This is a genomic window from Achromobacter sp. K91 (assembly GCF_003576205.1).
GTDB lineage: Bacteria > Pseudomonadota > Gammaproteobacteria > Burkholderiales > Burkholderiaceae_B > Achromobacter > Achromobacter aegrifaciens.
On record NZ_QWFB01000053.1, the window covers coordinates 68,975 to 88,115 of the forward strand.

Annotated in this window: 18 protein-coding genes; 4 read left to right on the plus strand and 14 right to left on the minus strand. The window is 66.0% G+C overall.

Annotation, left to right across the window (positions count from 1 at the left end; genetic code table 11):
- The 6 genes from DXK93_RS25845 to DXK93_RS25870 all read right to left on the minus strand — a co-directional run bounded on the left by DXK93_RS25845 (position 1) and on the right by DXK93_RS25870 (position 4,991).
- On the minus strand, positions 1–831 hold the full coding sequence (locus tag DXK93_RS25845; protein WP_054454832.1) for an IclR family transcriptional regulator: 831 nt from the start codon (positions 829–831) through the stop codon (positions 1–3).
- Positions 832–932: 101 nt separating this feature from the next.
- Positions 933–1,652, minus strand: a complete 720-nt coding sequence (locus tag DXK93_RS25850; protein WP_054454123.1) for an SDR family NAD(P)-dependent oxidoreductase — start codon at positions 1,650–1,652, stop codon at positions 933–935.
- A 10-nt stretch (positions 1,653–1,662) separates the two neighbouring features.
- Positions 1,663–2,454 carry an SDR family oxidoreductase gene (locus tag DXK93_RS25855; protein WP_119451582.1) on the minus strand — a complete coding sequence of 264 codons (792 nt, stop codon included), beginning with the start codon at positions 2,452–2,454 and terminating at the stop codon, positions 1,663–1,665.
- 27 nt (positions 2,455–2,481) lie between these two features.
- Positions 2,482–3,453, minus strand: coding sequence for a tripartite tricarboxylate transporter substrate binding protein (locus DXK93_RS25860; protein WP_054454119.1), 972 nt, complete (start codon positions 3,451–3,453; stop codon positions 2,482–2,484).
- A gap of 47 nt (positions 3,454–3,500) precedes the next feature.
- A complete protein-coding gene (locus DXK93_RS25865) occupies positions 3,501–4,028 on the minus strand; it encodes a 2,4'-dihydroxyacetophenone dioxygenase family protein (RefSeq protein WP_054454118.1) in 528 nt (175 codons plus the stop codon).
- Positions 4,029–4,214: 186 nt separating this feature from the next.
- Positions 4,215–4,991, minus strand: coding sequence for a ferredoxin--NADP reductase (locus tag DXK93_RS25870; RefSeq protein ID WP_054454116.1), 777 nt, complete (start codon positions 4,989–4,991; stop codon positions 4,215–4,217).
- A gap of 337 nt (positions 4,992–5,328) precedes the next feature.
- Between DXK93_RS25870 and DXK93_RS25875 the strand changes: the two genes are divergently transcribed.
- The 3 genes from DXK93_RS25875 (at position 5,329) to DXK93_RS25885 (ending at position 8,971) form a co-directional block, all read left to right on the plus strand.
- Entirely contained in the window at positions 5,329–6,372 is a 1,044-nt protein-coding gene (locus DXK93_RS25875; protein WP_054454115.1) for a Fe(3+) ABC transporter substrate-binding protein, read from the plus strand.
- 146 nt (positions 6,373–6,518) lie between these two features.
- Complete coding sequence (locus DXK93_RS25880) at positions 6,519–8,189, plus strand: iron ABC transporter permease (protein ID WP_054454113.1); 1,671 nt, start codon at positions 6,519–6,521, stop codon at positions 8,187–8,189.
- Between the two features lie 5 nt (positions 8,190–8,194).
- Entirely contained in the window at positions 8,195–8,971 is a 777-nt protein-coding gene (locus tag DXK93_RS25885; RefSeq protein ID WP_054454830.1) for an ABC transporter ATP-binding protein, read from the plus strand.
- Between the two features lie 15 nt (positions 8,972–8,986).
- On the opposite strand, the gene DXK93_RS25890 is transcribed toward DXK93_RS25885, so the two are convergent.
- The 3 genes from DXK93_RS25890 to DXK93_RS25900 all read right to left on the minus strand — a co-directional run bounded on the left by DXK93_RS25890 (position 8,987) and on the right by DXK93_RS25900 (position 11,763).
- Complete coding sequence (locus DXK93_RS25890) at positions 8,987–9,964, minus strand: tripartite tricarboxylate transporter substrate binding protein (protein ID WP_119451583.1); 978 nt, start codon at positions 9,962–9,964, stop codon at positions 8,987–8,989.
- 90 nt (positions 9,965–10,054) lie between these two features.
- Positions 10,055–10,960, minus strand: coding sequence for a pirin family protein (locus DXK93_RS25895; protein WP_054454108.1), 906 nt, complete (start codon positions 10,958–10,960; stop codon positions 10,055–10,057).
- Positions 10,961–11,064: 104 nt separating this feature from the next.
- Positions 11,065–11,763 carry a pirin family protein gene (locus DXK93_RS25900; protein ID WP_054454106.1) on the minus strand — a complete coding sequence of 233 codons (699 nt, stop codon included), beginning with the start codon at positions 11,761–11,763 and terminating at the stop codon, positions 11,065–11,067.
- 173 nt (positions 11,764–11,936) lie between these two features.
- On the opposite strand from DXK93_RS25900, the gene DXK93_RS25905 reads away from it, so the two are divergent.
- Entirely contained in the window at positions 11,937–12,851 is a 915-nt protein-coding gene (locus tag DXK93_RS25905; RefSeq protein ID WP_119451584.1) for a LysR family transcriptional regulator, read from the plus strand.
- A gap of 18 nt (positions 12,852–12,869) precedes the next feature.
- On the opposite strand, the gene ntrC is transcribed toward DXK93_RS25905, so the two are convergent.
- The 5 genes from ntrC to rdgB all read right to left on the minus strand — a co-directional run bounded on the left by ntrC (position 12,870) and on the right by rdgB (position 19,090).
- Positions 12,870–14,363 carry a nitrogen regulation protein NR(I) gene (gene ntrC / locus DXK93_RS25910; protein ID WP_119451585.1) on the minus strand — a complete coding sequence of 498 codons (1,494 nt, stop codon included), beginning with the start codon at positions 14,361–14,363 and terminating at the stop codon, positions 12,870–12,872.
- Positions 14,363–15,427 (minus strand): nitrogen regulation protein NR(II), encoded by a 1,065-nt coding sequence (glnL, locus tag DXK93_RS25915; protein WP_054454100.1) that lies wholly within the window; start codon positions 15,425–15,427, stop codon positions 14,363–14,365. The genes ntrC and glnL overlap by 1 nt, the downstream gene beginning before the upstream one ends.
- A gap of 184 nt (positions 15,428–15,611) precedes the next feature.
- Positions 15,612–17,024 (minus strand): type I glutamate--ammonia ligase, encoded by a 1,413-nt coding sequence (gene glnA, locus DXK93_RS25920; protein ID WP_054454097.1) that lies wholly within the window; start codon positions 17,022–17,024, stop codon positions 15,612–15,614.
- Positions 17,025–17,208: 184 nt separating this feature from the next.
- On the minus strand, positions 17,209–18,429 hold the full coding sequence (hemW, locus tag DXK93_RS25925) for a radical SAM family heme chaperone HemW (protein ID WP_119451586.1): 1,221 nt from the start codon (positions 18,427–18,429) through the stop codon (positions 17,209–17,211).
- Positions 18,430–18,466: 37 nt separating this feature from the next.
- Positions 18,467–19,090, minus strand: coding sequence for an RdgB/HAM1 family non-canonical purine NTP pyrophosphatase (gene rdgB / locus DXK93_RS25930; protein ID WP_054454093.1), 624 nt, complete (start codon positions 19,088–19,090; stop codon positions 18,467–18,469).
- Positions 19,091–19,141 lie beyond the last annotated feature (51 nt).

Consider the following 19,141-nt stretch of genomic DNA (forward strand, 5'->3'; position numbering starts at 1 on the left):
TCAGAGCAGATCGCTGCTCGCCAGCATCGGCGTGCCGGCAATGCGCTGGCTGATCGCACGGCAGGCCTCCAGCAGCGGCGCCACATAGGCCGCTTCCGGATCTGGTTTCTGGCGGAATCGCAGCGTGCTCACGCTGATGGCCGCCACCGGCACGCCGTTCTGCCCGAAAATCGGCGCGCCGAAGCAATAAATGCCGGCCTCGTTCTCTTCATCATCCACGGCCCAGCCGCGCTGGCGCACCTGTTCGAGCTGCCGCCGCAGCGCGGCCGTATCCTTGACGGTATTGGGCGTATGGCAGGCGAACGGCTGCGGCAGCATGTCCAGCGCGGCCTGCAGAGCCGCCTCGTCCAACATCGCCAGATACGCCTTGCCCACCGCCGTCGAGTACATGGAGACGTTGGTGCCGATGCGCGAATTCATCTGCACCACGCTGGGGCTTTCCAGCTTCTCGATGTAGACCATGTGCTGGCCGTTGGGCACGGCCAGGTGCACGGTCTCGCCGGTGACGTCACGCAACTGCTTCAGGTTCTCGACGGCCGCCAGCCGCATTTCCGAACGGCCCCAGCTGCGGCTGGCCAGCTGGATCAGGCGCGGCCCCAGGCTCAGCTTGCCGGTGACCGGATGTTCGGCCAGCAGGCGTTCGGCCACCAGCGCGGCCACCGTACGGTACACGGTCGGCCGCGGATAGCCGCTGCGCTTGCTGAGTTCGGCCACCGTCATGGATTCCGGCGTATCGGCCACGACTTGCAGCACATGCATGAACTTCGAGAAGGCGGCTGTGCCCGCCACCTGTGCGGCGGGAGGGTTGGCGACTTGCGGCAGTTCTGGCATGGCGGAAAACGTGGCGTTGGCGGTAACGAGGCCGCCCCTGCGGCGCGGCCCCGCCATTATCCCTGCAAACGCCTGCGCGCGTACACGGTGGCGGCCAACGCTCAAGCCACGAGGTAGCCGCCGTCCACGGGCAGGATCACGCCCGTCATGAACGAGGCCGCCGGCGTGCAAAGAAACGTCACGCCCTCGGCCACGTCTTCCGGCTTGCCCCAGCGCCCCAGCGGGGTACGCTGCAGAATCGGCCCCGAACGCTCGGGGTCGTCCTGCAAGGCGCGGGTCAGCGGCGTGGCGATCCAGCCCGGCGCGACGGCGTTGACGCGGATGCCGTCCGCCGCGTAGGCCAGCGCCAGCGACTTCGTCAGCTGCGCCACCCCGCCCTTGCTCGCCGCATACGCCGGCACCAGCGCCCCGCCGAAGAAACTGAGCATGGACGCGGTGTTCACGATGCAGCCGCCGCGCCGCGCAAGCTTCTCGCGCGCGGCGCCGCATACGCGCATGGTGCCGGTCAGGTTGATCGCCAGCACCTGCTCGAACACGGCGGGATCATGCTCCGCGCCGCGGCGGATGATGCCGGCGCAGTTGACCACGATGTCCAGCTCGTCCAACCCTTGCAGCAGGCGTTCGACGTCGCCCGCGTCGCTGACGTCGCCCAGGCGCACCTCGATACCCGGCGCCAGTTCGCCGGCGTCGGATTGCAACCCGGCAGCTATGGTCCGCGCGCCCAGCGACGCCAGCCGGTTGGCAACCGCCGCCCCGATGCCTTGCGTGGCGCCAGTCACCAGCGCCGTCTTGCCTGCAAACAGATCCGCTTGATACGTCATTGCCGTCCGCTCAGAAAGTGCCGGGATAGGCGCCGCCGTCAGCCAGCACGTTCTGGCCGGTGACGTAGCCCGCATGGACGCTGCACAGGAAAGCGCAGATGGCGCCGAACTCCTCGGCGTTGCCGAAGCGTCCTGCCGGTATCGCCGCCTGGCGTTGGGCGCGCACGGCTTGCGCGTCCTGGCCGGTCTTGGCCGCGGAAGCCGCCAGCGCCGAGCTCAGCCGGTCCGTGGCGAACGCGCCGGGCAGCAGGTTGTTGATCGTGACGCCGCGCGCCGCGATGTCGCTGCGCGCCACGCCCGCCACGAAACCGGTCAGGCCGCTGCGCGCGCCGTTGGAAAGGCCAAGGATGTCGATCGGCGCCTTGACCGCGCTGGACGTGATGTTGACGATGCGCCCGAAGCCGCGTTCAGCCATGCCGTCGACCGTGGCCTTGATCAACTCGATCGGCGTGAGCATGTTGGCGTCGACTGCATTCAACCACTGTTCCCTGCCCCAATCGCGGAAATCCCCGGGCGGCGGCCCGCCCGCGTTCGTGACCACGATGTCGTAGTCGCGATGCGCGGCGAACACGGCCTCGCGGCCCTGCGCGGTCGTAATGTCGGCCGCCACGGCCTTGACGAAAGACTTGTCGTCCGTCCGCGCCTGCAGCAGTTGCTGCCGCGCGGTCTCGAGAGCCTCTGCCCCGCGCGCCACGATCACCACGTTGACGCCTTCGCGCACCAGGGCCAGCGCGCAGCCGTAGCCCAGGCCTTTGCTTGCGCCGCCCACCAGCGCGGTCCTGCCGGTAATGCCCAGATCCATGTCCTGCTCCTTGTCGTTGCCTGCAGTCTATTGGCGCATGCCGAACTTTTCGATCAGCGCCTTGAACGTCGTATTGTCGCGCTCCATCAGCGCCGTGAACGTCTGTTGATCCGCGACCGCATAGCCCAGGTTCTGCTCCGCCATGAAGCGCTTCAGGCTGTTTTCGGCGGCTGCCTGCCGGAACGCGGCGCCCAGCACGTCCAGTACCGGCTGCGGCGTGCCCTTGGGCGCGGCGATGCCGCGCCAGGTGCCGATCGACAGATCGATGTTGCGCTCCTTCAGCGTGGGCACGTTCTCGAAACCGGGCACGCGCGCGTCGGCCATGACCGCCAGCGGCTTGAGCTTGCCGGCCTTGACGTACTGCATGACCTCTGCCGGGCTCACCGCCACCGCATCGATGTGTCCGCCCAGCAAGGCCAGCACTGCCGGATTGCCGCCATTGAAGGGGATGTGGTTGAACTTGGCGCCCGTCTTGTCCTCCAGCGCGGCGGCTGCCAGATGCCAGATCGAGCCGATGCCCGCGTTCCCCACCTGCATGCTCTCAGGCTTGGCGCGGGCCGCCTCCAGGAACGCTTCGATGGTGTTGTACGGCGAATCGGCGGCCACCGTGATGGCCGAAGGATCGGCATTGAGCTGGATGATGGGCGTGAACTTCTCGTAGGTGGTCTTGGTCAGGCCCAGGTGGGGAATGATCACCATGTCGGCCGTCACCAGCGCCAGCTTGTAGCCGTCGGGCTTGGCGTTGGCCACTTCCGTCAGGCCGATCCCGCCCGCCGCGCCCGGCTTGTTCAGCACCACGATGGGCTGCGTCAGATGGGTGCGCGAGGCGTCGCCCATGGCCCGCGCCATGGCGTCCGTGCCGCCTCCCGCGGCAAACGGCACCACGATCTCGATGGCCCGGTTGGGGAAATTCTGCGCCAGCGCCACTGGCCCCGCGGCCAGCGCGGCGCTGCCCAGCAGCGCGGAAAGAATGCAGCGATTGAACGCACGACGTTTCATGGTGTCTCCGGATTATGTTTATGTGCTGCGGGTGGGAATGCGGAATTTCAGCGTATGAACTGCTTTACGTAGTCTTCGCCCAGGCCGACGTCCGCGAAGTGCTTGCGGCACATGTCGATCTTGGTGAACACGTCTTCGTAACCCATGCCCTTGCCCCAGGGGTCGGTGTAGTACATGACGCCGTTGACCTGGAAGTACGTGATCATTTCCTCGACGTCGGGCGGCACGTAGAGCGTGTGCGTCTCCCCTGGCGGCTCGAACACGTAGCTGCCTTCAGTCGCCTCCCAGTCGTGTTCCAGATAGCGCCAGCGGCCCTTCAGGACGAAGCCATGCACGGCCTGCGGATGGCGATGGCGGCTGAGCACGCCTGACTTGCGCACGCGCAGCAGGTTCATCCAGTAGCCCTGGCTGGCGTTCAGACAGAGCGGGCGGAACCAGACGTTCTCGGCCTGCGGTACCCACAGCCTCTCGTCGGTCGGGATCGCGTGCGGAATCACGATTTCTGGCAGGGCCTCGGGCGGATTCGGGTACTGGTATGGGGTCAGGGGCTCGGTGTCACTCTGTTCCAATGGCATTTCTTTAATCCTTCCATATTATGGACAATATGTTTACTTTATGGACGAATTATAAGAACTGCCCTGCTGGCGGCTACAGCGGGCTAACCCTTAGGGGCGCCGCAGCATCACGTCGCGCCGCGCCAAAAAACAAAAAACCCATCGCATCGCTGCGATGGGTTTTTGGCTTGGCGCCGTCGCCGGGACTTATTTGTCCACGAATGCACGCTCGACAACGTAGTCGCCCGGCTGGCCCACGCCCGGCGACACCGTGAAGCCGCGCTTGTCCAGCATGGCGCTGATGTCGGCCAACATATGCGGGCTGCCGCAGATCATGGCGCGGTCGGTTTCCGGATTGATCTGCGGAATGCCGATGTCGGCGCACAGCTTGCCGTTTTCCATCAGCTCGGTGATGCGGCCTTGGTTGCGGAACGGTTCGCGCGTGACCGTCGGGTAGTACACGAGTTTGTCGCGCACGACGTCGCCGAAGAATTCGTTGTTCGGCAGTTCCTTTTCGATGAAGTCGGCGTAGGCCAGTTCGCTGACCCAACGCACGCCATGCACCAGGATGACCTTGTCGAAGCGTTCGTAGACGTCCGGATCCTTGATGATGCTCATGAACGGCGCCAGGCCCGTGCCCGTGCCGAACAGGAACAGGTGCTTGCCCGGCTTCAGGTCGTCCACGACCAGGGTGCCCACGGGCTTGCGGCTGACCAGGATGGTGTCGCCTTCTTTCAGATGCTGCAGGCGCGACGTGAGCGGGCCGTTCTGCACCTTGATGCTGAGGAACTCGAGGTTCTCTTCATAGTTGGCGCTGGCGATGCTGTAGGCTCGCAACAGAGGCTTGCCTTCAACTTCCAGTCCGATCATCACGAAGTGGCCATTGTGGAACCGCAAGGCCGAGTCACGCGTCGTGGTAAAGGAAAACAGGGTGTCGTTCCAGTGGTGCACGCTTAGTACGCGCTCAGTGTTGAAAGCAGCCATGTCGTATCAAATTAGGGGCGACCGCCCCGGGCCATGAGCCCGGCTTGTGCCGCTGGGTCATTCCGTGCCGCACAAAAGACGCGGCCGGCATTAGGGTTGACCCTATTCTACAGGGTCTTGATGATAACTGCTCTCATTATTCCGTAATACCCTTATGCCGTATTGATGGGGATCAAGCCTGAAGCCTGCCTGACTTACGACTAGTTGAACGCCGCTTTGCTTCCTGTTATCGTCGCGTTCTCATTTGATAATCATTTTCGTTAGCAGACTGTTTTGAGCAGCGGAAAGGCCTGAAGCCTCGGGAATTCCTCTGCAGCCCTAGCCGGAGCACCTCGTCATGACCAAGCGTCCCCAATTGAATTCGCTGCTGCGCGCCCTGGCGCTGGCCGGCGCCGCCGCCTTCACCGTGTCGGCCAACGCCGCCGAGGAAGTCAGCCTCTACACCACCCGGGAACCCAAGCTGATCCAGCCGCTGCTGGACGCCTTCACCAAGGAAAGCGGCATCAAGGTCAATACGGTCTTCGTCAAGGACGGCCTGCTGGAGCGCGTCAAGGCCGAAGGCGCCAAGTCGCCCGCCGACGTGCTGATGACCGTGGACATCGGCAACCTGCTGGATCTGGTCGACGGCGGCGTGACCCAGTCGATCAAGTCGCAAACCCTGGAATCCGTCATTCCCGCCAACCTGCGCGGCGCCGACGGCAAGTGGTACGCCCTGTCGCTGCGCGACCGCGTGCTGTACGTGGAAAAGGACCTGAAGCTGGAAGCCTTCCGCTACGAGGACCTGGCCGATCCGAAGTGGAAGGGCAAGGTCTGCATCCGTTCGGGCCAACACCCCTACAACACCGCGCTGGTCGCCTCCATGATCGCGCATGACGGCGCCGAAGCCACCGAAAAATGGCTGCGCGGCGTCAAGGCCAACCTGGCCCGCAAGGCTGCCGGCGGCGACCGCGACGTGGCCCGCGACATCCTGGGCGGCATCTGCGACATCGGCCTGGCCAATGCTTATTACGTCGGCCACATGAAGAACGCCGAACCCGGCACCGACGCCCGCAAGTGGGGCGACGCCATCAAGGTGATCCGCCCGACCTTCGCCAACGCCAAGAGCGGCGGCACGCACGTGAACGTCAGCGGCGCCGCCGTTGCCGCCCATGCGCCGAACAAGGCCAACGCGGTCAAGCTGCTGGACTTCCTGGTGTCCGAGCCCGCCCAGGCCCTGTACGCCCAGGCCAACTATGAATACCCCGTCCGCAAGGGCGTGAAGCTGGACCCCGTGATCGCCAGCTTTGGCGAACTGAAGGTGGACCCGCTGCCGCTGACCGAGATCGCCAAGCATCGCAAGCAAGCCAGCGAACTGGTGGACAAAGTCGGTTTCGACAACTGATAGGCCTGTGGACCGCCACGCCCGCCGGCTTGGCGAAACCATGCGGCAGTGACAAACGCGCGGGCTGCGCATAAGCTCACGCGTAGGGCCTGCTCCCTTCTTTTCGGGGGAGCAGGCCTTGCCATTGATGCAATCGACTTTGAAGCATGCACACAGATTCTTTGCCCCGGCCGCTGCGTCTGCGCTGGACTGAACGCGGGGCCGGCTGGCTGGCCGGCGCCGCCCTGATCGCGCTGGCCGTATTGGCGCCCGTCCTGACGCTGGGCTGGTGGGCGCTGGGCGGCGAACTCTCGCATTGGCAGCATCTGGCCAATTACGTATTGCCCCAGGCGCTGGCCAATACCGCCATGCTGCTGGCCGGCGTGGGCGTGCTGGTGACGCTGCTGGGTACCGGCGCGGCATGGCTGGTGACCGCTTACGACTTCCCTACGCGCCGCGTGCTGACCTGGGCGCTGCTGCTGCCGCTGGCGGTGCCGACCTACATCATCGCCTTCGCCTATCTGGACCTGCTGCATCCCATCGGTCCGATACAGTCGGCGATCCGCGCGCTGCTGGGCTATGACAGTCCGCGCCAGTTCCGCCTGCCGGATCTGCGCTCGATCTACGGCGCCATCTTCGTGCTGGGCTTTGTGCTCTATCCCTATGTGTACCTGAGCACCCGGGTCATGTTCATGACGCAGGCAGCCAGCCTGCTGGAAGCGGCCCGCACGCTCGGCGCCGGCCGCATCGCCGTGTTCTTCCGGGTCGCCCTGCCCCTGGCCCGGCCCGCCATCGTGGTGGGCGTGAGCCTGGCGTTGCTGGAAACGCTGAACGATATCGGCGCCTCCGAATTCCTGGGCGTGCAGACGCTGACCGTGTCGGTCTACACCACCTGGGTCACGCGTTCGGACCTGGCGGGCGCGGCGCAGATCGCGCTGACCATGCTGGCCATCGTGATCGGGCTGATCCTGCTGGAACGCCATGGCCGCAAGCGCCAGCGCTACGCCAACACGCAGCGCATGCGCCCGATGCAGCCGCGCCGCCTGCGCGGTCCGGCGGCGGCCGTTGCCGCGGCGCTGGGCTGGATACCGGTACTGATCGGGTTTGTCGCGCCGGCGCTCTATCTGGTCGTGGAGACCTACAAGCGCCTGCATCTGGTTGGCGGCGTTTCCCACCAGCTGTTGAACGGCTTGAGCAACACCCTGATCGTCGCCTTCAGCGCCACCATCGTCACCCTGCTTTGCGGGCTGATCGTGGCCTGGGCCGGACGCACGCTGCGCGAAAGCTCGGGCTTCAACCCGGGCCGCGCCTGCGCGCGCATCGCCAGCCTGGGCTATGCCGTGCCCGGCACGGTGCTGGCCATCGGCCTGCTGACGCCCTTCGTCTGGATAGATACCGCGGTCGCCAAGGTCTTCGGCGGCACGGGCCTGTTCCTGATGGGCTCGATGGGCGCGCTGGTCTGCGCCTATGCGATCCGTTTCCTGGCGATTTCCACTGGCGCACTGGAAGCCGGCCTGGCCCGCATTCCGCCGTCGCTGGAGCAAGCCTCGCGCCTGCTGGGCGAAAGCTCGGCCGGCACCCTGCGCCGCGTACACCTGCCGCTCTTGCGCCCGGCGCTGGCCGCCAGCGCCCTGCTGGTGTTCGTGGACGCCATGAAGGAACTGCCCGCGACACTGCTGCTGCGGCCCATGAATTTCGACACGCTGGCAACCTGGCTATACGCCGAAGCGGCCCGCGGCACCTATGAAGAAGGCGCCGTCGCCGCGCTGGCCATCGTGCTGGCCGGCCTGTTCCCCGTCATCCTGCTGGCGCGCACCAATCTGAAAATGGGACATTGATCATCGTGCCCGATCTGTTAGAACTCGATCACCTTTCCCTCGCCTACGAGACCCCGGCGGGACTCAAGCCCGTGGTGCAGGACCTGACGCTGGGCCTGCCCGTGGGCCATATCGGTTGCCTGCTGGGCGAATCCGGCTGCGGCAAGACCACGGTGCTCCGGGCCATCGCCGGTTTTGAGCCAGTGCGGGCCGGACGCATCCTGCTGGATGGCGCCGTCATTTCCTCGCCCACCGTGCAGGTGGCGCCCGAACATCGCCGGGTGGGCATGATGTTCCAGGACTACGCGCTGTTCCCGCACCTGACGGTGGCGCTGAACGTGGCCTTCGGCCTGCGCAAGATGGCGCGCCCGGAACGCGCGCGCCGCGTCGAAGAGATGCTGGAACTGGTGGGCCTGGCGCATGCCGCCAACAGCTATCCGCACGAGATCTCCGGCGGCCAGCAGCAGCGCGTGGCGCTGGCTCGCGCGCTGGCGCCCTCGCCCGACCTGCTGCTGCTGGACGAGCCGTTCTCGAACCTGGACGTGGACACGCGCGAACGCCTGGCCTTTGAAGTGCGCGACATCCTCAAGACCACCGGCCACACGGCCATCCTGGTCACGCACAACCAGGCCGAAGCCTTCGCCATCGCCGACCGCATCGGCGTCATGTCCAAGGGCAGCATCGCGCAGTGGGACACGCCCTACAACCTGCACCATCATCCCGCCAGCGACTTCGTGCGCGACTTCATCCGCCGCGAAGCGCTGGAAGAGCGGCGCGAGCAAGCCTACGCCCGCGGCCGCTGAAGTCGTCCCGGCCGCTCAGTCGGCCGACAGCTTCACTTTCTGCGACAAGGCCTTGAAGGCCTCGTGCTGGCTCTGGGTCAGGCGTTCCACTTCCTGCGGCGTGGAGCCGTAGGGCATGAAACCGGCCTGCTCCAGCTTGCCTTTCACTTCCGGCAAGGCCAGCGCCCATTGGAAGGCTTCGCTCAGCGCCTTGGTCGCTTCAGGCGACATCTTCGCAGGCCCATAGACCGCGAACCACGGATCGACCACGGCTGCTTCATAGCCCAGCTCGGCCAGCGTCGGCACGTCCGGCAAGGCGGGCGCCCGCTTGCTGCCCGTCACGGCCAGCGCATGCACTTTGCCCGCCTTGATGTGCGGCAGCGACGCCGGCAGATTGTCGAACATCACCGGCAAGTGCCCTCCCAGCAGGTCGTTCAGCCCCTGCGCGCTGCCCTTGTAAGGAATGTGCTGCATGCCGGCGCCGGTCAGCTGGTCGAACATCACGCCAGCCAGATGCATGGACGTGCCAGTGCCCGGCGTGCCGAACGAGGTGCCCGGATGCTGCTTGGCATAAGCGACCAGGTCCTTGACGCTGTCGACCTTTAGCGCAGGACCGACTTCCAGCACCACGGTGGAAGCGCCCAGCATGCTGACGCCCGTGAAATCCTTGGTGGGATCGAAAGGCATGGAGGGGTAGACGAAAGGATTCAGCGCGTTGGTGGAGATGGCGCCGAAGCCGATGGTGTAGCCGTCGGGCGCGGCCTTGGCCACGGCGTCCATGCCGATATTGCCGCCCGCGCCGGGACGGTTTTCGACTATGACGGGCTGGCCCAATTTTTCCGCGACCTTCTGGCCCGCGGTGCGCGCCACCAGGTCGGTGGTGCCGCCTGCGGTGTAAGGCACGATGAAGGTGATGGGCTTGGCCGGATAGCCGGCAGCGAGCGCCGCCGAAGCGCCCTGGATCAGCGCCAGCGCGGCCAGGCCGCGCAGCGCGTTGAATGTGTAGCGATGCATGATGTCTCCATCCCGTTTTGTTGTGAGGGTCGGAGGCGCATCATACCGCCGGCCGCGTGGCGATTGCGTGCGGCCGGTTCGAGCGCTGACTCAGGCGCGCGGCTCGGGCAGCGGGATGTACTCGGTCTCGTCGCCCGGCACGATCTGGTCGAAGCGGCTGCGCTGCCAATCCTGCTTGGCCTGTTCGATGCGGTCCTTGCTGCTGGAGACGAAGTTCCACCACACGAAGCGCGGCCCGTCCAGCGGCTCTCCGCCGATCACCGCAAAGCGCGCCGCAGTCTTGGCGCGGATCTGCACGGGGCGGCCCGGCGCAAACACGACCAGGCGGCCGCTTTCGAACTCCTGCCCGTCGATCTCGACCGTGCCCTGCGCCAGATAGGCGGCGCGCTCTTCATGCTCGGCCGGCAGCACCGTGGTCGCGCCCGCCTGCAGTTGCAGATCGCCATAGAACAGCGGCGACAGCGTCTTCACCGAGGACGTCTTGCCGAACAACGAACCCGCCACCACCTGGGCGCGCACGCCCTCGCCTTCGATGACCGGTTGCGCGTCCAGGCCGTAGTGGGTGAAGCCCGGATCGGTTTCCTCGTGTTCCTTGGGCAGCCCCACCCAGATCTGCAGGCCACAGAGACGCTGCGCGGCCTGGCGGCTTTCGGGCGAGGAGCGTTCCGAATGCACGATGCCGCGGCCCGCCGTCATCCAGTTGACCTCGCCCGGCAAAATGGTCTGGGTGTGGCCCGCGCCATCGCGATGCACCATGGAGCCTTCGTAAAGATAGGTCACCGTGGACAGGCCGATATGCGGATGCGGGCGCACGTCTATGCCCGTACCGGCGGCAAACTCGACCGGACCCATGTGGTCCAGGAACACGAACGGCCCGACAGTGCGGCGCTGTGCGGACGGGATGGCGCGGCGCACGGAAAAGCCGCCCAGGTCGCTGGTGCGCGGCACGACGACGGCTTCAATCTGGCTTTCGCCGGCTTCGGACAAGGTGGACATATCGGACTCTCCGGGTTGTGGGGACTAGGACCATCTTAAGGCCTGCCGCCTGCATGGAAAAAACAGCGGCGGGCGGACTGATCCAGCCCGCCCGCCTTGACGCATCACGCCAGGTCGAACACCAGGACTTCGGCCTGCTTGCCGCCCGACAGCTCGACGCGAGGCTCGCCGGTGATGGCGAGCGCGTCGCCAGCCGACAGCTCAACGCCGTTGACTGTCAGGCTGCCGCGGGCCACGTGCACCCAGGCGCGGCGGCCGGCGGCCAGTTCCAGCGCGGCGGACTCGTCGCCGTCGAACAGCCCGCCATACAGGCGCGCATCCTGATGGATCTTCATCGAACCGTCAGCGCCATCCGGCGACACCAGCGCTTGCAGCCGGCCGCGCTTCTGCTCGTCGCTGAAGCTGCGCTCTTCGTACTCGGGCGCAATGCCAGTGACGTCGGGCTCGATCCAGATCTGCAGCATGTGCGTTTCGCGGTCCGCCAGCGGGTTGAACTCCGAGTGCATGACCCCGCGGCCGGCGCTCATGCGCTGCACGTTGCCGGGCTGGATGGTCGAGCCGCTGCCCATGCTGTCCTTGTGGGCGATCGCGCCGTCCAGCACGTAGGTGATGATTTCCATGTCGCGATGGCCATGCGTGCCGAAGCCGCGGCCGGCCGCGATGCGGTCGTCATTGATCACGCGCAGGGCGCCAAAGCCCATGTGGGCCGGGTCGTAGTAATTGGCGAAGGAAAACGTGTGGAACGAGTCCAGCCATCCGTGGTTGGCGTGACCCCGTTCAGCAGCGCGGCGAGTGGTAAGCATTGCGGACTCCTGTTTCAATAATGTGAATGGTTGTGCAGCCTGGCCTTCATTTCCCGAGAAGCCGCTGCACCACCGGCATGAGTGATATTGTGCGCGTGCAGCCCGGCCTGTTTGGCGCTATATTTTGACGAAACCATTCAAATTTTTTGAATATTTGTGCCAAGCCCCCGACCATGCAAGCCATCACCCCCGAACTTCTGATCCTGGTAGACGCCATCGCCCGCCACGGCAGCTTTGCCAAGGCCGCCCGCGAACTGGGCAAGGTGCCTTCGGCCGTCACCTACTCCATCCGCAAGCTGGAAGACGGCCTGGACGTGCTGTTGTTCGACCGATCCGGACACCGCGCGCTGCTGACGCCAGCGGGCGAAACGCTGCTGAAGGAGGGCCGCCACGTCTTGCAATCGCTGGACGACCTGGCCTGCCGCGTCAAGCGCATTGCCACGGGCTGGGAGGTGGAGTTGCGCATCGCGGTCAGCGCGGTGCTGCCGTGGCGGCCGCTGTACGACCTCATCGAGGAGTTCCAGGCGCTGGGTAGCGCCACCACGCTGCGCTTTTCCAGCGAGGTATTGAGCGGCAACTGGGACGCCCTGACCTCAGGACGGGCCGACCTGGTCATCGGCGCTGGCTCGGCGGGCGAGCCGACCGGCCCCTATCGCTCGCAAGCCATGGGCCAATCCCAATTCGGCTTCTGCGTGGCCTCGCACCATCCGCTTGCTTCGCTGCCGCAGCCCTTGAGCCGCGCCGACATCACGCGTTATTGCGCGGTGGTGGTGGCGGACACGTCGCGTAATCTGGCGCCGCAGACGCGCGGCATCCTGGCCGAGCAGCCCACCCTGGTCATGCCTACCATGCAGGCCAAGATAGATGCCCAGGTGCGCGGCCTGGGCTGCGGCTACTTGCCGCTGACCCTGGCCGCGCCGTATCTGGCGCAAGGCTTGCTGGTGGTGTGCGAAACGGACGAAGGCATGTCCCTGACGGAACACCTGACGTACGCCTGGCGCTCGGAGCCGCCGGGCGAAGCCCTGAAATGGTGGCTGCAGAAGCTGAAATCGCCGCGCCTCTGCGAGAGCCTGTTGGGGATGGGATAAGGCGCGCGGCCGCGCGCCTTATTCGTCCTCGATGCCCAACTCGCGCAGCTTGCGCGTGATGGTGTTGCGGCCAATGCCCAGGCGGCTGGCGGCCTCGACCCGGCGGCCGCGGCTGGCATCCAGCGCGCTTTGCAGCAGGATCTTCTCGAACTGGCGCGTGAGCGTGGCCATGACCGCCGGTTCGCCACGTTCCAGCCGGTACTGCGCGTCGCGCAGCAGGGAGTCCTGCCAGTTGCGTGGAGAGCCCGCTTCCATGGGCGCCGAGGTCGGAACCACGGTGCCCACGCCGGCCATGGACACGGCCGGACGCAACGGCGCGGGACTCGGCTGCGGCTGGTGCTCCATGGCGCGGATTTCCGGCGGCAGGTCCGCCGGCTCGACCGTCTGGCCGGGCGCCATCACGGTCAGCCAATGGCAGAAGTTCTCCAGCTGGCGCACGTTGCCCGGAAAATCGAACTTGGACAGCACGGCAAGCGCCTCCGGCGTCAGGCGCTTGACCGGCACTCCCAGCGCACGGGCGCTGGCGGTCAGGAAGTGGCCGGCCAGCGCCGGAATGTCCTCCACCCGTTCGCGCAATGGCGGCAGGCGCAGACGGATCACGTTCAGGCGGTGGAACAAGTCCTCGCGGAACAGGCCCTGCTCCACGCGCTGTTCCAGCGGTTGATGGGTGGCGGCGACGATGCGTACGTCGACGCGCACCGGCTGCGCGCCGCCGACGCGGTAGAAGCTGCCTTCTGCCAGCACGCGCAACAGGCGCGTCTGCAACTCGATCGGCATGTCGCCGATTTCGTCCAGGAACAGCGTGCCGCCATGCGCTTCCTCGAAGCGGCCGCGACGCAGGTTGTTGGCGCCCGTGAACGCGCCACGTTCGTGGCCGAACAGCTCGGCCTCCAGCAGATCGCGCGGAATGGCCGCCGCGTTCAGCGCCACGAAGGGCCCGCCGGCGCGCACGCCATGGCCGTGCAAAGCGCGCGCCACGAGCTCCTTGCCGGTGCCGGATTCGCCGGTGATCAGCACGGTGACCTTGGACTGCGCCAGCCGGCCGATCGCGCGGAACACTTCCTGCATGGCGGTGGACGAGGACTGCGTCATCATCCACCGCTCGTTGTTCTGCGCCGATTCGCCCTGCCCTTCGGGGCTTTCAGGCTCGGCGGATTCCTGCAGGGCGCGCTGGATCAGCGCCACCGCCTCGTTCACGTCGAACGGCTTGGCCAGGTAGTCGAATGCCCCGCCCTGAAAGGCGGAAACGGTGCTGTCCAGGTCGGCGAACGCGGTCATGACGATGACCGGCAGGCCGGGGTTGCGTTCCTTCAACTGGCGCAGCAGCTCCAGGCCGTTGCCGCCTGGCATGCGGATGTCGGACACCAGCGCGGCGGGCGCTTCGTGCGACAGCGCTTCCAGCACGTCGGCCGATTGCGAAAAACTGCGGGTGGGCACACCGGCGCGCGCCAGGGCTTTTTCCAGGACCCAGCGGATGGCCTGGTCATCATCGACGATCCATACGGGTTTCATCAGTGTGCAGGCTCCATCGGTAGGACCAGGCGGAATTCGGTGCGGCCGGGCCGGGATTCAAATTCGATGATGCCGCCGTGCTGCTGCACGAAGTCCTGCGCCAGGCTCAAGCCCAGGCCGGTGCCTCCCGCCCGCGCCGTGACCAGCGGATGGAAGATGCGGTCGCGGATCTGATCCGGCACGCCGGGACCGTTGTCAGTAATGGACAGCACCAGCGCCAGACGATGCTGGCGGTGGGCCAGCATCACCTGCCGCGCGACGCGCGTGCGCAGCGTGACCACGCCGGGTTCGGTCTGCGGTCCCTGGGGCCGCGCCACCAGTTCCTGCGCGGCGTTGCGCGCCACATTCAGGACGGCCTGCATCAGACGGGCGGCGTCGCCCTTCAGGTCCGGCACCGAGGCGTCGTAGTCGCGCAGCAGCGTGACGTCATTGCGGAATTCGGCCTGGATCAGCGCGCAGACGCGTTCGCAGATCTCATGGATGTTCACCGGCCGCGCGTTCAGCGGCACACGTTGCGGGCCGCTCAGGCGGTCCACCAGCGCCTGCAGGCGGTCGGCTTCGGAAATGATGACCTGGGTGTACTCGGCCAGCGCCGCGCTGGGCAGTTCGGCTTCGAGCAATTGCGCGGCGCCGCGCAGGCCGCCCAGGGGATTCTTGACTTCATGCGCCAGATTGCGCAGCAGTTCGCGGTGGGCTTCGATCTCGTCAACCAGGCGGTGGTTGCGGTCGGCCAGCACGCGCTGCTCGATCTCGCGGGTTTCTATCAGCACGGGCCAGCGCTGGCCCGTCAGTCCGACCGTCGTCACGGAAACTTCCACGGATTCCGCGGCGCGGCGCAACGAGGCCAGTTGCCTGACGTCGGCATAGCGCCCTGCGGCTGCGCGGTCGATGGAGGATTGGATGTTTTCCGGACTGTCGAACAGCGTGGCGGCGGATTGCCCGCCCAGTTGCTTGCGCGAGCGGCCAAAGAGATCTTCAGCGGCCGCATTGGCGTATTCGATATGACCGCGCTCGTTGACCAGGAAAACGGACGTGGCTAGCAAATCGAGAGCTTCTACATTCATTTTTCTACATACCCGAATGTGAGGGGACGGCGGAACGCGACGGCCGCGCCGGAAGCCGGCGCCCTGTCCACCAGGCGTAAGGCCTGGCGGACAGCACGTCGAACCGCGATCTGGCGGTGCGCGTGCTGCCGGCCCTGGTTTCTGCCTGCATCATCGCGCCACCTCCAGCTACTGCCTCAGGACATTAGAGGCTGTAGTACATGTCGAACTCGACCGGGTGCGGCGTCATGCGCAGACGGTTCACATCGGCCATCTTCAGGTCGATGTAGGCCGTGAGCATGTCGTTGCTGAACACGCCGCCGCGGGTCAGGAACTCGCGGTCGTTGTCCAGCGCTTCCAGAGCCTGTTCCAGCGAGGCGCAGACCGTCGGGATCTTGGCGTCTTCTTCCGGCGGCAGGTCGTACAGGTTCTTGTCGGCGGGATCGCCGGGGTGAATCTTGTTCTGCACGCCGTCCAGGCCGGCCATCATCAGGGCCGAGAAAGCCAGGTACGGGTTGGCCAGGGGGTCCGGGAAGCGCGCTTCGACGCGGCGGCCCTTCGGGTTGCCGACGTACGGAATACGGATCGAGGCCGAACGGTTGCGGGCCGAGTAAGCCAGCTTCACGGGCGCTTCGTAGTGCGGAACCAGGCGCTTGTACGAGTTGGTACCGGGGTTGGTGATGGCGTTCAGCGCGCGGGCGTGCTTGATGATGCCGCCGATGTAGTACAGCGCGAATTCCGACAGGCCGGCGTAGCCGTTGCCCGCGAACAGGTTCTGGCCGTCCTTCCAAATGGACTGGTGGACGTGCATGCCGGAGCCGTTGTCGCCGACGATGGGCTTGGGCATGAACGTGGCGGTCTTGCCGTAGGCGTGGGCCACGTTGTGGATCACGTACTTGACGATCTGCGTCCAGTCGGCGCGCTGCACCAGCGTGCTGAACTTGGTGCCGATTTCGAGCTGGCCGGCGCCGGCCACTTCATGGTGGTGCACTTCGACCGGCACGCCCATCTGTTCCATCAGCAGGCACATTTCCGAACGCATGTCCTGGAACGAGTCGACCGGGGGCACGGGGAAGTAGCCGCCCTTGACGGTGGGACGGTGGCCGGTGTTGCCGCCTTCGAATTCCAGGCCCGAGGACCAGGGGGCTTCTTCGGACTTGATCTTGACGAACGTGCCGGACATGTCGCTGTTCCAGGTCACGCCGTCGAAGACGAAGAATTCGGGTTCCGGACCAAAGTAGGCGGTGTCGCCCAGGCCGGAGGACTTGAGGTAGGCTTCGGCGCGCTTGGCCAGCGAGCGCGGGTCGCGGTCGTAGCCCTTCAGGTCGGAAGGTTCGACCACGTCGCACGACAGGATCATGGTCGGCTCTTCGCGGAACGGATCCAGGTTGGCGGTGGACAGGTCGGGGATGAGCAGCATGTCGGAGGCTTCGATGCCCTTCCAGCCCGGGATCGACGAACCGTCGAAGGCCTGCCCGCTTTCCAGCTTGTCTTCGTCGATCTGGCTGATCGGCACCGAAATGTGGTGCTCACGGCCAATCGTATCGGTAAAGCGGAAATCCACGAATTTGACTTCGTTGTCGGCGATCTGTTTCAGGACATCTTTCGGGCTTGCCATGTCATCTCCATTAGATAAAAAGGTCGAGGGCTTTGCCCGTCGACTGGCATAAAAGAGGGAAGCAATAAGCGTGCCAGGTTTCCTCTCCGGGATTCCCCGGGGAAATCGGCTCGATCATGGGAAAATGTAGCACCATCATGGTGCAAATAGTGGAGCATGATTGCCCCACTATGGTGCATGAACGCTACAGGAACATTTCCTGCAGGTCGTTGAGGAATCTCCAGCCCAATGGAGTCGCCCGCAGCCGGGTCGGATCGGCGTCCAACAGCCCGCGCTTGGAGGCCGCCTCCAATTGGTGCGCAATGGCGGCCAGCGACAGGCCGGTGCGCTCGTTGAACGCGGTGGCGGCTACGCCCTCCTTCAGGCGCAGGGCGTTCAGCATGAACTCGAACGGCAGTTCGTCCGGCCCGACCTGGCGGCTTTCGGCGATGTGGCTGCCGTCGCGGGCCATGGCGGCCTGCATCCACGAGTCGGGCCCGCGCAGCCGCACTTCGCGCACGATGCGGTCATGGAAGGACAGCTTGCCGTGCGCCCCCGGGCCCAGGCCCAGGTAATCGCCAAATTCCCAGTAATTCAGATTGTGGCGGCACCGCGCGCCGGGCTTCGCGTAGGCGGAAACCTCATAGCGGGCAAGGCCGGCCGCCGCCAGCTCGGCCTCCACCGCGTCCTGCATGGCGGCGCTGGTGTCGTCGTCGGGCAGGTCCTGGGGGGGGAACTTGGCGAAGACGGTATTGGGCTCCATCGTCAGGTGATAGAGCGACAGGTGCTCGGTGCCAAAAGCCACGGCCTGCCGCAGATCGGCCGCACAGGCCTCCAGAGTCTGGCCGGGCAAGGCGAACATCATGTCCAGGTTGACGCGCGAGACCGCACGCTGCGCCATCTCGATCGCCGCCCTCGCCTGCGCGCTGTCATGGATGCGGCCCAGCTTCTTCAGCTGCGCATCGTCGAAACTCTGGATCCCCAGCGAAAACCGCGTTACGCCGCTGGCGGCGTAGTCGCGGAAACGCCCGGCCTCGGCCGTGCCGGGATTGGCTTCCATGGTGATTTCGGCGTCGGGCCACAGGTTCAGACAGGCGCGCAGCATCGCCAGCAGTTCGTCCAGTCCTTCGGACGACAGCAGGCTGGGCGTGCCTCCGCCGATGAAGACGGATACCACCTGCCGCCCCCAGATCGAAGGCAGCGCCTGCTCCAGATCGCTGCGCAGGGCATCCAGATAGGCGCGTTCCGGGATTTCGCCCGGCGCCGCGTGGGAATTGAAGTCGCAATAGGGACATTTGCGCACGCACCACGGCACGTGCACATAGACGGACAGCGGCGGCAGGCTGGTCAGCGTGGCGCCGGCCGGCAGCTTCAGGCGCGACGGTTGCGCGCCCATGTCGTTGCGGATGGGAATGATGATGGACATGCGTAATTCCTGAACCGGGCGCCGCGCGGCGCCCTAGTCAAGCCTGGCTCAGCTTGCTCAACAGTTCGCGCAGGGCGCGGGCGCGATGGCTCAGCCGGTTCTTTTCCTCGGGCTCCAGGGCGGCGGCGGTCAGGGCCTGGTCGGGCAGGTAGAAATGCGGATCGTAGCCAAAGCCGTTGGCGCCTTCGGGCTGGTCGATGATCTCGCCATGCCACAGGCCTTCGCCTATCAGCGGCCGCGGGTCGTTCTCGGAACGCACCAGCGCCAGCACCGCCACGTACCAGGCGCTGCGGTCGGCCACGCCGGCCAGATTGCGCACCAGCAGTTCGTTATTGGCCTGATCGGATTTTTCGCCGCCCAGCATCTTGGCATAGCGCGCCGAATACACGCCAGGCGCGCCATCCAGCGCCGCGACGCACAGGCCGGAATCGTCGGCCAGGGCCGGCAGTCCCGTCAGGCGGCTGGCATGGCGGGCCTTGGCCAGCGCGTTCTCGACGAACGTCACGTGCGGCTCTTCGGCCTCGGGCACGCCCAGTTCGCCCTGGGGCACAAGCTCGATGCCCAGGGGCGCGAACAGGGCGGAAAACTCGCGCAGCTTGCCGGCATTGTTGGAGGCGAGCACCACGCGGCGCAGGGAATCGGGAATCTTGGGAGCAGTCATGGGGCAAATTGTATAGGGCGCAGGCCCCATCCGCCGCCCGCGGGCGGCATG